The organism is Streptomyces sp. NPDC002785 (assembly GCF_040295565.1).
In the GTDB taxonomy this organism is placed as follows: Bacteria; Actinomycetota; Actinomycetes; order Streptomycetales; family Streptomycetaceae; genus Streptomyces.
Genome location: NZ_JBEOVN010000196.1, coordinates 1 through 13,192, shown reverse-complemented (window position 1 = coordinate 13,192; position 13,192 = coordinate 1). Strand labels below are relative to the sequence as shown.

Below are 13,192 nucleotides of genomic sequence, written 5' to 3'. Positions count from 1 at the left end.
ACTCAGACCATCAACCAGATCAAATCACTGATCATCACCGCGCCCGCTGCGGTACGCGAAGCACTGCGCTCGCTGACCACCACCGAGCTGGTCCGGCGGCTGGCCGCCAGCCGTCCGGGCACCGACCTGGCTGCCCCGGCCACAGCCGTCAAACTGGCCCTCAAGCGTCTGGCCAAGCGCTACCGGTACTTGAGCGAGGAGATAGCAGACGCGGACGCCGACCTGCGCGTCCTGATCACTCGCACCGCCCCCGGCCTGCTCACGCTGCCGGGCGTCGGGACCGAGACCGCCGGGCAGCTACTGGTCACCGCCGGCGACAACCCCGACAGGCTCGCTTCAGAGGCCTCATTCGCCCATCTGTGCGCCGCCTCACCCGTGCCAGCCTCATCCGGGCGCACAGACCGCCACCGACTCAACCGTGGTGGAGACCGCCAGGCCAACCGCGCGCTGCACACAATCGTGCTGGTCCGCATGCGTCACGACCCGCGCACCCGCGACTACGTCGCACGACGCACCCTCGAAGGACTCAAGACGAAGGACATCTTTAGATGCCTCAAGCGCTTCGTCGCGCGAGAGGTCTACCGCCACCTCACCAGCGCATTCACCGGCGCACCCGGGCCGTCTCCTGCAGCTTGACGATCTATAGAAGCTTCAGAGTCAAGCTAAGGCCGAACGGCCCCATCCCGGCGAACCGGGCGACCCCACGTGCCGACTCCCGGTCTGCGACTGACTCAGTCAAGGCCGGCGCCCCCCTGTCTTGCAGGCGAGTACCAGCAGTGAGCCGACCGGTGATTCATCCGGTGTACAGCGCCGACGAGGAGCCGAACGGTGGCGCCAACTGCCGCATAGCCGGGGCTCCGCGGTGGGAGCCCTTGCGCAGGGCCGTGCAATTGGAGGCAGCGATCTCTCGGAAGAGAGCCGCGGTCTCCCCCGCTGGCACCCCGCCGAACGGGTAGTCCACCCACTTCGTCGCGGTCCCGGAGGTAGAAAATTCTCTGGTTCGGCCGTGCCTCAGATGGCAACGGTGCCCTCCCTCAAGCGCTCGATCATGCGCTTGGTTGTCGTGAGGGGGGCTTCGTCGGACGAGGCGCCTTCCGGGGCAACACCCGGCTGTTGGTTCCAGGTCTCATGACCAGCGAAGGGTATGGTCTCGCCGGGTGCGTACCGAGGGAGCTTGCGGTAGGTGTTCGTGCCCTCGACCGGATCGCCGCGGACCAGCACCGGGTCGAGGTAGAGCCCCTGGCTTTCGATGCGGGTGGATGTGGCGATGTACCCGATGTCGAGTCCGCAGCGCCGCTTGGGCGAAGTGTTCGCCTCGGAGCAGTGCAGCAGATGCGGATGGTGAATCGAGACGTCGCCGGGGTTCAACTCGATGTCAACGACGCCATGTTCCTCGACCCACTGGGAGACCAGGTCGTTGTCAGCCTCCGAGTAGAGCATGTTGGGCTTGTCCGTGCGCAGGTTTGGCTTGTACAGCGGCAGCTTGTGACTTCCAGGGACCATGCGCAGGCACCCGTTTTGGGTGGTGCTCTCGTCGATGGCCAGCCAGACGGTCAACGCCTTCATCGGCGTCAGCTTCCAGTAGGCGCCGTCCTGGTGCCACAGCACCGGCTGGCCGTCGTACGGTGGCTTGCAGACATAGTGCGCGGTGAAGCAAGCGAGGTCCGGGCCGAGAAAGTACTCTCCGATGTCGACCAATCGGCGATCCGATACGAGCCGGACCCAAAAGGCGTCGTTGCGGATCAAGGGGTGGTGGAAATGCTCGGGTCGCAACTCCGGGTACTTCGCGGTCAGCCACTCAACATGGGCACGTGCCTCTTCGAGGAGGTCGCCGGGGATGACGTTGCGAATGATGGCGAAGCCGTGCTTCTCGTACTCGGCGGCGGCCTGATCCAGTGGGGTCATGTATGTCTCCAGAAGAACTGTCGTGGGTCCATGTGCGTCAGTGCCAGGAAGACGGCGCTCAGACTTCCCATTCGGTGGGAAGCCTGCTGTATCGGCGCAGCGGAGAAAGCAGCAGTAGGACGAGGGGCAGGGCCATGGCCAGGACGCCGGCCCACAGGGCCGCACCGGTGAACCAGTGGCTGGCGATCAAACCACCGGCGAGCGCTCCCAGCGGGGTGGCTCCCTGGATGACGACGCTGTACGCCGCCGTGACCCGTCCCATGTATTCATTGGGTGTCACCCGAGCACGCAACCCGGCCGTGGACACAGCTCTGCCGACGACGGCGATGCCGATGAGGATCTCTGCCAGCGCGATGAGCGGCACCGCCGCCTGACGGAATACCTCGGCAAGTGGTGCCGCGAGGACTGCGAAGGGGGCCAGGGCGGAGAAGATCAGGGTCATCCGTATCTCACCGAACCGGCGCCTCAGTCTCGGCGCCAGAAGGGAGGCAGCGAATCCGGCCAGGGCTCCCAGTGTCGACATGAGGCCATACAGCCAGGTGGCCAGGCCGATCTCCTTGAGGAGAAAGACTGGCAGCATCGACAGGATGATCCCCGCGCCGAAATTGTTCAGGGCAGCCTGGTTGAGCAGGAGCCGCAGCAGCGGTTGTCGGAACAGGACGCGGATACCATCCATGATCTCGCGCCGGAATGCACGTTCCGGCCCTAGCGTCCCCCGTGTGACGTCGCCTTTCGGGTGGATATGCCGCAGCAGCACGAGCGATACCAGGTGACCGAGCGCAGCAAAGCAGTAGAGGAAGGGTGCGGCGACACTCTGGGTGACCAGGCCGGCGACACTCGGGGATACGGCCTGTATGGCAGTCTCGGAGGATTGCAGCCGGGCGTTCCCGTCCGACACCAGTCGCCGGGGTAGTACGTATGGCAACACGCTGCTGTGCGCCACGTCGAAGAAGACTCCGGCCAGACTCACCACGAGCGCAACCACGAGCAGTTGGGCCACGGTGAGCACGTTCAGAACGTAGGCGAGCGGCACGCTGGCGAAGGCAACGGTGTACGCGACGTCGGCACAGATCAGCACCGGCTTCTTGCGCCAGCGGTCAATCCACACCCCGGCTGGCAGCCCCACGACCAGAAATCCGGCGCGGCTGCACATGAAGATTAGGCTCATCACAAGAGGTGGTGCGTGCAGCAGGAGGAGAGCGGTGATGGGCAGGGCGAAAGAGGCGACCTCGGCTGCCGCGTAACGGAAGCCGTTCGCTGCCCACAACCACCTGAAATCAGGGACCTTTAGGACTTCGACGGTGTCGTCCGGAGCGACGTTGGCCGGGGGTGAGAGTGACACGGTACTGCCTTCCGTCAGTGGACGATCGTCAGCTCAGGGCTGTCGCCGAGGGCTGGCTGGGCAGCGAGTTCCGTGAGGGCTTTGCGGTCGACCTTGCCGTTGGCGTTTCTGGGCAGCTCGCCGGCGACCAAGACGATGCGCTGCGGAACCATGTAGTACGGGAGCCGGGCGCGGAGCAGGTCGGGCAGCGGCTTGACGTCGTCGAGGCTGCCCGCGCTCACGAACGCCGTGATCAGGTTCGAGAAGACGGCGTCGGGGGTGGCTACGGCAACGCACTCGTGGACGCTGTTGAGCGCTTGGAGGTGCCGTTCGATCTCCCCCAGCTCGACCCGGAAGCCGCGTGATTTGATCTGCGCGTCCTGGCGTCCGATGAACTCGAGCTCACCAGTCGGCTTTTCCCTGACCATGTCTCCGCTGGCATACCACCGTCGGCCGTCGGCTGTGCGGACGAATGCACGGTCTGTCTGCTCTGTGTCCAGGTAGCCCTCCATCAGCATGCTGCCGCGAACCAGGAGCTGGCCTGGGCAGTCGGGGCCCACTGGCTCCAGACTCTCGTCCACCACAGTGATCTCGGCACCTGGTAGTACTCGCCCGATGGGTATGACCGCATCGGACGGCTGGGAACCGCGGATCTCGTGGAAGGTGCAGACGTTACTCTCAGTCGGGCCGTACACGTTGAGCAGCCGTATCCCGGGTAGTGCTGAGAACAGCGTGTTCACGTCGCTGGGTTGCAGCACTTCGCCGCCGACCACGGCCACCCGCAGCGACCCAAGGTGCGCCAACAGGTCCTTCCCTCGGCGGGTGAGCCACACCAGGGTCGAGGTCACGGCATACCAGACGGTGCCGCCGACCTGTCGGCAGAAGTCAATGTACGCGGCGGGAAAGGGGGCCGCCGCCGCGGGCATCAGGGCAACCGCGGCGCCCACCCGCGCGGCGCCAAAAAGGTGGAGTGTGGTGGGGTCGAAGTGCAGCGGCGCCGAGTTGATGATGACGTCCTGCTCGGTAAGCCCCAGTTCCTGGACGGCCCAGTCGACGAAGGCTGAGGCACTCGCGTGCGTGTGGGTCACGCCCTTGGGATGGCCGGTGCTCCCGGAGGTGTGGAAAACGTAGGCGAGATCCACCAGCGGAGCGCGCGGAGTGGAGGCCGGGATCGCGTACCACATGGGTTCGGCCACTGCCGAGCCGAGGGACAGAGGCTGCCAGTCCAGGCTGGGCGCGACCGTGCGCCACTGGTCGCGGGCCGCGCTGTCCGAGACCAACACTCTGGGCCGGCTGCGGCCGACGATGAGTTCGGCGCGGGAGATGGGGCCGTCCGGATCGACGGGCACGTATCCGGCTTGTGAGCGGAGGATGCCGTGGACTGCCGCCACCGCTAGAGAGGACTTCGCCCCGTGCCAGGCGACGCAGTCCCCGGGGCAAACACCCGCGTCACGCAGGGTCTGCGCGATGTGCTCGGCCATGTTGTCAAGTTCGGCGTAGCTAAGGGTGAGAGTTCCGTCGATGACGGCGGTGCGCTCGCCGTGGCGTGCGGCGGTCGCCCGTAGATCGTCCGCTAGGGAACGGCGGCTGGCGGCCATCAATCAGCACCCCTTGGACTTCAGGAACGCCCGGATCGCGAGTGGTGTCTCGAAGTGTGCCGGGAGGATCTCCGAGTCGCGGACAGTGACGGAGAACTGTTCCTCAAGGAGCGCCACCAGACTCAGGAGGGACAATGAGTCGATGATCCGGCGTGAGATGAGCTGAGCGTCTTCGCTTACCTCGGCTCCCGGTGCCACCTCGCGGACCGTAGCGAGCACGGCCTGGAGTACGGAGTCTTCTGCCATTACAAACCCAGCCCTTCAGCAATGATCTTCATCTGCATGTCCGAAGTCCCGGAGTAGTACCTGCTGGCCACCGCGTCGGCCAGCAGGGCGGTGGCTCCCGTCTCCGGCAGCAGCGCGTATCCGCCGTAGAGGTCGGGCAGTTCCTGGCAGAACCGGTTGAATTCCGTGCTGACGTGAAGTTTCGTCAGAGACGATCGGCCGTGGTCGAGGGCGCCTCGGTCCGCTCTGCGGGCTGTGGCGTACAGCACTTCGCGTGCGCTGGTGAGACTCATGTGCATCCGGACCAAGCGCTGCCGGATCGTTTCGTAAGAGCCAAGGGGCTGCCCGAACTGGGTCCGGGAGCGGACGTGTTCGATGGCCTGGCGCAGGGCCCCGGCCATCAGTCCCAGCGTTGGTGCCAGGATGAACGCCCTTTCGTAGCGCATCGCGTGCATGAGCACGGCGAACCCGCCGCTGGTACCACCGAGCCGATCGGCGTCATCAACCACACAGTCGTCCAGGTGGAGGGAGCTCAACTGCGCACCCGCCAGTGCAGTCTTGTCGATCACTTTGCCGATGTGCAGGCCCGGGGTTTCCCTGCGGACCAGGAAGGCGGTGAGTCCAAACAGGGCGCTGCCTTCGGCGGTGCGCGCGAGGATCAGAAAGACATCGGCGGTCGGCCCGTTGGTCACGAAGGTCTTGGCGCCACTCAGCCGCCACCGTCCATCACCGTGCTGATCGGCGCGGGTCCGCAGGGAGAGCAGGTCGGAGCCCGAGTCGTACTCGGTGGCCGCGAAGGCGCCAACCGCGGTACCCGCCATGAGCGGGGCCAGGTATCTGTCGTGCTGGGCCTTGTTGCCGAATTCCAGCAGGGGTTCCTGGCATGCCCACATCTGTGCGGCCATCGCGAAGGGCAGACCGCTCAGGCCGCTCTCCTCGGCGAACGCCTCCAGGGCAAGGCAGGCAGCCTCGTAGCCGACGCCGGCACCGCCCGCTGCCTCGGGGGCGGCTAGGGACAGCAGCCCCTGGGAGGCCACCTTGCGCCATGCGCCATCATCTTCGCGGCACTTGTCCGCCAAGGCCCTCAGCCCGGCCAACCAGCCGGTGAACTCTTCCTCGAAAAGATGAGACTGATGGTCCTTCACAACCCCTCCACCTTCGCACGGACGGGCCACTTGAAGACGTGGTGGGATTCAGACAGGCCGAACTTGTCAAAACTGGACGGGCGCAGTCCGGGTGCAGCCAGGGCGAGCAGCTCCGTCTCGGTTCCCACAGCTAGGTTGGTCGCCAGCCATCCAAAGATGTCCTCGGTGATGCCGGTGCCCCGGAACTTCGGCCGGAGCTTTATCTCGTGGAGCATCAGCCGGCTCTTCCCTCCGGGCCGCAGCCGGCCGAGCCTGGTGAGGGCAAAGACCGCGACGATCTGGCCGCCGGACTCGGCGACGTAGTACGTGGTGCCAGGCGCGGTACGCCGGTCAGCTATGCAAAGGACGAACTCCTCAACGTCACCGGCCCCGTACAGCTCACGAATCGCGGCGGCGTCGTCCACCGTGGCGTTGCGGATGGTCCGTGGTTGGATTGGACTAACCACCAGCCACCGCCGACATGATCATCACAGTGGTCCGTGGCGGGACGACGACGTCCAGCGAGTCGAGGTCGCGGATGTTGTCCTCCCCGAGGTAGACGCTTACGAAGGGCAGGAAAGCCCCGGAGCTGTCCGCCACGCGCCTCTGCAGCGCTGGGTGACGCTCGTACACCTTGTCGATGACCTCTCGGAACGTGCCGGGAGGAACGCGGAACTTGGTCTCGCCCCCCGCGAATCGAGCAAGGGGGCTCGACAGGACTACCTCGACTTCGGGCACGGCGTGCTCCTTCCAGTGGTCCCTGTGGTGTGTCATTCGGCGGTGCTCGCCACCGCGGTGGAGCGGCGTGTCCGGTAGTCCTGCCAGCCGCGGATGGCTTCTTGAAGTTGAGAGTCGTAGTCGGCGTCTTTGATGAAGCCGTGGCCCCGGCCGTCCCGAAGCATGACGGCCCGGGAGCTCTCGCGGCCGCCGAGACTGCGCATGATGGGACGTAGGTGTTCCAGCGCAAAATAGGAGTCTTTCTCCGAGACCAGCGCATGGAGATAGCGTCCGGCGCCGGGCGCGGACCAGTCGGCGATCACATCGGTCATCGTCTCCGGTGCAGCCATACTGGGCAGCTGCGCGAAGGGCGCGGCCTCGCGTTCCCACTGCGGCAGGATGGTCGGGTCGTTGTGCGGTGAGATCACGAAGGCGAGGTCGTCGCCGCCCGCCCGCATGCAGTGCTTGAGTGCTGCATATCCGCCCGACGAGAGGCCGTGCCAGACGGTGCCCTGGAGTCCGTGTCGCTGGATCAAGGACTCGCGCAGCGCGTACATCCGCGGCGCAAACTCCTGCTCTCCCATCAGGAACCAGCCACAGCAGGAGTCCTGGTTGTGGAGGTGGATCGGGTCGGAGAAGGACAGGCACACGGACTGCTCCGCCTGCTTCCACTGCTTGCGGGCGAAGACCGGCGGCACGTGCTTCTCTATGCGGCTGAACCCGTGGAAGAGGATGTGGAGATAGGGGCTCTCAACGACGTCGGGGACGGACACCTCGTATTCGAGGACATATCCCTCTGAGTGCTGAAACCGGTCTCGCTGAATCTTCAAGGCACACCTCGCAATAACTGGTCCTGCACTCAAGGGCTTCTGGTCATCAAGCGGACAGCGTGCGCCCCTCCGCGTAGGCGAGGCCGGGGCAGGTGATCCGGACGACGCTGAATGGCTCGGTCGGCTCCGACAGTCGGATCACTAGCGGGTCATGGCCAGCCGCGGCTGTGACCCGTCGGCTGACCTCCGCCAGTTCTTCCTCCATGTCGTCGAGGCCGGCTCCGTGGCCGCGCAGCGCCTCGTCGAGGCTTACGGCATCCGCGGTAGAGGGGAAGCCGGGTTCCGCGCTCGCGTCCCTCCAGGTGTCCTGGTCCGAGGGGATGTCGTCACGGGTGGCACTGATCTCGGTCAACCGGCTCTGTACCGCCTCGGTCAGAGCACGGGACAGAGCGACGACCGCGTCCATGTGTGTGCCTGAGCCGGCGCATACGATCGGGAAGAGCGGCGACCATACGTACGCGGCGAACGTCGGTATACCGAACCGGTTCGGGATGCAGGAGATGTCGTAATCCACTCCGGCATCCACGAGCCGGCCCAGCAAAGACCGCAGGTGCTGGTTGCGAATCGTCTCCGGGGCGATCCGCAGTCGCCCGGCGCCGTTGCGGGCCGGATGGGCTGCTAGCACGTCACGCTCGACCGCTTCGTAAAGACCGTGCAGGCAGGCCTCGGTGAAGGTGTTGCCGGAAGCGAGCCCTGTACTGCTCGATTCGAACAGGCGTGGGCGCCAGAAGTGTTCCCCGCTGTAGGAGAGCCGGACGAGGTCGAGTGGCACCGGTACGGTCCGATCGTCCGCCAGTGACCGGGCCTGGGCCCACGGCAGCTCCATCTGGTGGACCCAGGTGTCCGTGACCCGGAGGTTCAGATCCGTCAGGGCGTACGGCAGGCTGAGACTCTCGGGCGTGGCGACAAAGGTGTTGAGCGCGGGCCGCTCGGCGTACCAGAGCTCAATGGACTCCATCACTGCGGACAGCTTGGCAAGAAGCGGTGAAGCCCCCTTGCCTTGGGACACGGCCAGAGTCTCCGACGCAGGCCGTACGGCAAGGAATACAGGGATGCCGATGTTGTCCAGGCGGGTAACATCGGCAACCCGTGTGATCCCGTAGTCACGCAGCCGCGGTTCGATTCGCTCCCAGGTGATCTCAGCGGCGACGGCGCGGTGCGTGCCGGGGAGCCTGACCTTAGCCACGGGCCTCTCCTCCCCTTCCCGTACGCGCTTGCTGAAGCGACCCCAGATAGCCGATGGCGAAGGGACGGAGAGCGACCGCCGCCTGACGCAGGGACGGAAAGCCCCGTCGGCCGCATTCCACGGCCAGCTCCTTGTCGGTGTGGACGTCCCAGATCCGGGCGAGGAGCCGTGCGCATGTGGCGTCGGTTATCTGGGCCAGGCTGCGCGCCGGGTGGGTGTCGAGGTGGTGCTGCGTGCGTCGCATCCAGTCGGTGACCCGGGCGCGATCCTGTGCCGACTCTCGCCGCAGCAGCAGTTCCGCCTCCCGGGAGTCCGCCAGATCGGGCAGAGGACACAGCAATGTGGTGATCCGAGAACGCAGCGCCGGGTCATCAAGCCACCGAGCGGCCGTGGGTCCTAGGTGCCGGAGCACATGCGCCGGGAAACCGTCGGAGGAACTGGCGAACGCCGGATCCGACGAACGATGCAGGAAGCCCCACCAGACGTCCGGAAAGTCCGCGGCAAATATCTGCTGGTAGGCGATCCGAGGCTGCATCAGGGGATCAACGGGCGCAAATCGGTTGCGCCAGCGCCGGTGGAATTCCGTACGCCAGTCCCGCACCATCTTCATCGTCGGGACGGGCGTGACGCGCGGAGGGGAGTCCAGTAGCTCGGCGAGCGCGAAAGCCTGGAGCGCGTCAGCCCGCTTCTGGTCGAAGGCGGCAGGGTCCGTGGCGACATGACCCGCGTACCAGTCGGCGAACGCGCTTTCGCCGCACTCGTTGGCCAGGGCCAGTATGCGCCCCACGGTACGCAGCGGGTAGTACTCACGCTCCAGTCGCGCCAACAGACGCCGGCCCGCCTCCCTTGTCAGGACTCCGGCGTCCGCTGCGGCGAGGACCGCAGCATGGAGGTTGACTAGAGGGATGTTGATGCCAACTGGCGAACTCGTCTCGCTGTGGGCCACGCTGACTGCGTCGTCTCCATCGAAGACGCCGTCGCGATACCAGTCGTAGACTCGACCGACGCCGATCATGCCGAGCTCATCGAGTTCAGCTGCGCGCAGGGCTCCGATGCTGGCGGCGCCAAGGATCGTGATCCTTCGCTCCAGGGCGTCGAGGATCTCCTTGTGGCGCAAGGCCAGGCTGTGGTGGTAGACCCCGTCCACGATGACGGCGACGTCCCCGGCGGCGAGGGCCTGCGAAAAGAGGTCGCCGTGCCGGACGGGGGCGTGCAGAACGAAGTCCGGGTGGTACTTCCTGACGAGAGGTTCAGGGCACGACGGCCCGACGAACACATGAACCGCCATGCCCCTCCCCCTTCATCAACGGTGCGCCGACGGTCGAACCGGATCAGCCGGCGCAGACGGCCGAGATGTGGCGCGTCAGTTCTTGACTTCGCTGTCGGTGATGATCAGCGGACTGTCGGCGAACAGCTCCTCGAAGTCCTCGCCCGTGAGCTCCTCGACGTCACTGGTGGTCTCGAGAATGACCTCAGCCATGATTTTTCTCCCTATCGCTAATAGAGGGAATTTCGGCACCCCGATGGCGCCAACTGCAAGCTACACGGACCACGATCATGCGTCCAGAGGGAAATTCAACACAAGCTCACCTCTTCGTGCCGATATCACGTCACAAATAAGCCCCTCTGAAACGTTGTTGAAATTTTACTGTTCTTTGCCGTAGTGACTTTGTGCTTTGGCGGTCCACCGCCATAAGCAGGTGGGTAAAAGGCCAGCTCAGAGCCACTGTCGCGACCTGTGAGGCGACGCGCAATGTTGACCGAAGTTGATCGGTCGCCGCCTCAAAGAGGTTGTTGACTGCGCGAGCAACCACATGCAGGATCGAGTTTCGCGGGAGATCAACCTGGATTCCCCCTGCCAAAAAGGGAGGTGCGAGTGGTTTTCCGACTCACGCCTACGGCTCTTGTGGTGGCCGCTCTCTTTTTCCACCAAATGAACCGGTTCTGGGAATATGGTTTCTCGCGCCTGGGTCATCATTACGCGCCGGTCTTCGGCGTCAGACTGCCGCACAAAGTGGCGGCGGCCGGCCAACTCGTGGCCCTGCCGCTAGCCTTGGTGATCACGGTAGCCACCCAGTCCCTCATCGGTCGTACCGTCGTCGTTCTACTGATCGCCTACTGGCTGCTCGCGACCCACCTTCGGCTCTCCGACCACTGCTGGCTCGGAGCCGTGGCGGTGGTCATCGCGGCGTTCACTCCCGTGCACGTCGATCCTGTGATGGCCCAGGACCTCCTGGCGGGCGTGTACTTGACGGCGGCCCTGCTGAAAGTCAACGACGAGTATCTGTTCACTGAACGCAGTGCCGGTCGCGCGGTCACCGCGCAGTACTTCTGTCTGCTTGGCCTGCCGGACTTCCGCCGAGTCCTGAAGGCCGTACCTGTCATGGTGATCGTCGTCGAGTTCGTGGCAGGCGCCCTGACCTGCGTCCCTGGCGCGGCACGCTGGGCTCTGTGGCTGGCAATCCTGATGCACCTGGCCTTCGGGATTTCGGGCAACTTCCCTTTCTCAGTCATGGCACTATCTCTTTGGATCATGGTCTTCTCTCCGGATGGCCGGATCGAGGTGTCCGGGAGCCCGACTGCCGTGTGGACCGCGGCAGTCCTCGTCGGTCTGCTGGCCCTGGCTATGGGACGGACAGCGTCCGGCCGCCGGTCGGTCAGATGGCTGATCAAGGACTTCTTCGAGGGTGCGATCTACGGAGCCCTGTGCGCGCTGGCCTTGCTGGCCCCGGCCACCGGACCCGGCCGCGTCGACGGCTGGGCGCCGCTTGTCCACGGTTTGGTCGCATTGGCGTTTGTCGTGAACTTCCTGTTGGTCGTGACGGGCGTGAAACTCGAGTGGAGTTTCGCCATGTTCACCAGCCTGCGCCCCTTCGGTCACTCCTGGCTGGAACGTCACCGTCGGCGGCCCTGGCCGCGCTACTACACACTGTCGCTGCCAGCGCGTATCCCAAAGTCACTGCTGGCCGAGGTCGATCCCAGGTTCGTCTATCTGGTCACGCGGAATGAGAACGTCGTACATGAGGGCGTGGTCTACCACCTGGAGGCCGTAGCGCGAAAGCACAATGTCACCTTCGCGCCGCAGGTCATGACCCTCGCCCCCGCGGCCCGTGACTTGGTTCCCGCCGAACCACCGCAGCCACCGCCCCGCGCACGTTTCCTCGACTACCCGGCCGTGGCACCGAAAAGCTTGGATCGTCGCTATCTCGCCTGAGCGCCAGGTGCGAGGCAGGGTTGGACAACACCTACTAAAACCCACCACACCCGGCCCGACCGTTCCGAATACTCCTAGTAATCGGACTCTGTCTCGGAGAAGAAATGCCGCTGTTCGCAGACTTCATCGCACCGCTCAGCCCGGAAGAGTTTTTCGCAACCCACTGGCCCGACACGCCGTATGTGGGACCACGAGGCGCCTTGCCTGATGAACTACTAAGAGCAGTGCCAGAACTAAACGAGGCAGAACGCGTCCTGGAGGCCTTCGGAGACACGGTATCGCTGCTCCGGCGCAACGGACCGCATGCCCGCGTCCCCAGAGGAAAGGACGCGCTACCCATGTACAGGGCTGGGTTCACGTGCTACATGCGTCATGTGGAGCGTGCCTTCCCTGGACTCGACGACCTCATCGCCGACGCGTCCCGCCGTCTCGGTCTTCCGCGCACCGCCATGTCCTGCGAGATCTTCTGCTCGACGGGGACGAGCGGCGTCCCCATGCACAGCGACTTCGATGTGAACTTCGCGTTGCTACTTGCCGGCTCCAAGCGCTGGCGACTGGCGCCCAAAGACAGCATCGAGAATCAGACAGCGATGTGCTTCGCCCGTGACCGTAAACAGGCCGATGAGCGCCAACTCACCTACGCGCGTGCCCCGTTCCCTGATCGCATACCCGAGGACGCACAGGAAGTCACTATGGAGGCGGGCGGTCTTCTGTTCCTGCCACGCGGTTGGTGGCACGAGACGTACTCCACTGGCGCCTGCATGCAGCTGAACCTCGTCATCAAAGGGCCGCACTGGGCTCGGGTGTTCACTAGCGCTCTGGAAGAGCAACTGCTTGCCGCACCTGGCTGGCGGGAGTTTGCCTACGGTGTGTCAGCCAGCAACGCCGAGGGCCCCGGGTCGGCAGTGGCCAGGCTCGCCCGACTGATCGCCCAACTTCAGGAGTCCCTAGCCGAGAGGCAACCAGAAGCCCTCGCATTCGATGTTGACGGCGATGGCGGTCAGGACGTGCTGGATATGGGTTTTGTCCTGGCCTCGGTAGCGGCAGTGGCGCATGCCGTGACCGTGGGCGA

General features: G+C 65.1%; 13 protein-coding genes and 1 pseudogene. 3 read left to right on the top strand and 11 right to left on the bottom strand.

Features of this window, described 5'->3' with window-relative positions; genetic code table 11:
* The coding region (locus ABTZ94_RS31050) for a transposase (protein ID WP_351205702.1) at nucleotides 1–636 on the top strand (636 nt) is incomplete at its 5' end.
* 375 nt (nucleotides 637–1,011) lie between these two features.
* Here ABTZ94_RS31050 and ABTZ94_RS31045 read toward each other — a convergent pair.
* The 10 genes from ABTZ94_RS31045 to ABTZ94_RS31000 are packed head-to-tail and all read right to left on the bottom strand — an operon-like array spanning nucleotide 1,012 to nucleotide 10,194.
* Nucleotides 1,012–1,905 (bottom strand): phytanoyl-CoA dioxygenase family protein, encoded by an 894-nt coding sequence (locus ABTZ94_RS31045; RefSeq protein WP_351205700.1) that lies wholly within the window; start codon nucleotides 1,903–1,905, stop codon nucleotides 1,012–1,014.
* Between the two features lie 58 nt (nucleotides 1,906–1,963).
* Nucleotides 1,964–3,247: an MFS transporter gene (locus tag ABTZ94_RS31040; RefSeq protein ID WP_351205698.1), complete on the bottom strand. Its 1,284-nt coding sequence runs from the start codon at nucleotides 3,245–3,247 to the stop codon at nucleotides 1,964–1,966.
* A 14-nt stretch (nucleotides 3,248–3,261) separates the two neighbouring features.
* On the bottom strand, nucleotides 3,262–4,824 hold the full coding sequence (locus ABTZ94_RS31035) for an amino acid adenylation domain-containing protein (RefSeq protein WP_351205696.1): 1,563 nt from the start codon (nucleotides 4,822–4,824) through the stop codon (nucleotides 3,262–3,264).
* A 3-nt stretch (nucleotides 4,825–4,827) separates the two neighbouring features.
* Complete coding sequence (locus ABTZ94_RS31030; RefSeq protein WP_351205695.1) at nucleotides 4,828–5,070, bottom strand: phosphopantetheine-binding protein; 243 nt, start codon at nucleotides 5,068–5,070, stop codon at nucleotides 4,828–4,830.
* Nucleotides 5,070–6,194 carry an acyl-CoA dehydrogenase family protein gene (locus ABTZ94_RS31025; protein ID WP_351205693.1) on the bottom strand — a complete coding sequence of 375 codons (1,125 nt, stop codon included), beginning with the start codon at nucleotides 6,192–6,194 and terminating at the stop codon, nucleotides 5,070–5,072. The genes ABTZ94_RS31030 and ABTZ94_RS31025 overlap by 1 nt, the downstream gene beginning before the upstream one ends.
* Nucleotides 6,191–6,598: a GNAT family N-acetyltransferase gene (locus ABTZ94_RS31020; RefSeq protein WP_351205691.1), complete on the bottom strand. Its 408-nt coding sequence runs from the start codon at nucleotides 6,596–6,598 to the stop codon at nucleotides 6,191–6,193. Before ABTZ94_RS31020 ends, ABTZ94_RS31025 begins: the two co-directional genes overlap by 4 nt.
* A gap of 34 nt (nucleotides 6,599–6,632) precedes the next feature.
* Nucleotides 6,633–6,911, bottom strand: coding sequence for a ubiquitin family protein (locus ABTZ94_RS31015; RefSeq protein WP_351205689.1), 279 nt, complete (start codon nucleotides 6,909–6,911; stop codon nucleotides 6,633–6,635).
* Between the two features lie 32 nt (nucleotides 6,912–6,943).
* Nucleotides 6,944–7,720 (bottom strand): hypothetical protein, encoded by a 777-nt coding sequence (locus ABTZ94_RS31010; RefSeq protein ID WP_351205687.1) that lies wholly within the window; start codon nucleotides 7,718–7,720, stop codon nucleotides 6,944–6,946.
* A gap of 46 nt (nucleotides 7,721–7,766) precedes the next feature.
* A complete protein-coding gene (locus ABTZ94_RS31005) occupies nucleotides 7,767–8,906 on the bottom strand; it encodes a YcaO-like family protein (RefSeq protein ID WP_351205685.1) in 1,140 nt (379 codons plus the stop codon).
* A complete protein-coding gene (locus ABTZ94_RS31000; RefSeq protein ID WP_351205683.1) occupies nucleotides 8,899–10,194 on the bottom strand; it encodes a TfuA-like protein in 1,296 nt (431 codons plus the stop codon). Before ABTZ94_RS31000 ends, ABTZ94_RS31005 begins: the two co-directional genes overlap by 8 nt.
* Before the next feature lie 621 nt (nucleotides 10,195–10,815).
* On the opposite strand from ABTZ94_RS31000, the gene ABTZ94_RS30995 reads away from it, so the two are divergent.
* On the top strand, nucleotides 10,816–12,120 hold the full coding sequence (locus ABTZ94_RS30995) for a hypothetical protein (RefSeq protein ID WP_351205681.1): 1,305 nt from the start codon (nucleotides 10,816–10,818) through the stop codon (nucleotides 12,118–12,120).
* A 104-nt stretch (nucleotides 12,121–12,224) separates the two neighbouring features.
* Nucleotides 12,225–12,860 (top strand): annotated as a pseudogene (locus ABTZ94_RS30990) (cupin-like domain-containing protein); the annotation flags it as partial.
* A gap of 207 nt (nucleotides 12,861–13,067) precedes the next feature.
* Here ABTZ94_RS30990 and ABTZ94_RS30985 read toward each other — a convergent pair.
* Complete coding sequence (locus ABTZ94_RS30985) at nucleotides 13,068–13,175, bottom strand: transposase (RefSeq protein ID WP_351205704.1); 108 nt, start codon at nucleotides 13,173–13,175, stop codon at nucleotides 13,068–13,070.
* Nucleotides 13,176–13,192: the final 17 nt, after the last annotated feature.

Coding starts and splice junctions, on each gene's coding strand:
- ABTZ94_RS31045 (WP_351205700.1), bottom strand. CDS start 1,905: ATGACCCCACTGGATCAGGCCGCCGCCGAGTACGAGAAGCACGGCTTC.
- ABTZ94_RS31035 (WP_351205696.1), bottom strand. CDS start 4,824: ATGGCCGCCAGCCGCCGTTCCCTAGCGGACGATCTACGGGCGACCGCC.
- ABTZ94_RS31030 (WP_351205695.1), bottom strand. CDS start 5,070: ATGGCAGAAGACTCCGTACTCCAGGCCGTGCTCGCTACGGTCCGCGAG.
- ABTZ94_RS31000 (WP_351205683.1), bottom strand. CDS start 10,194: ATGGCGGTTCATGTGTTCGTCGGGCCGTCGTGCCCTGAACCTCTCGTC.
- ABTZ94_RS30985 (WP_351205704.1), bottom strand. CDS start 13,175: ATGCGCCACTGCCGCTACCGAGGCCAGGACAAAACCCATATCCAGCAC.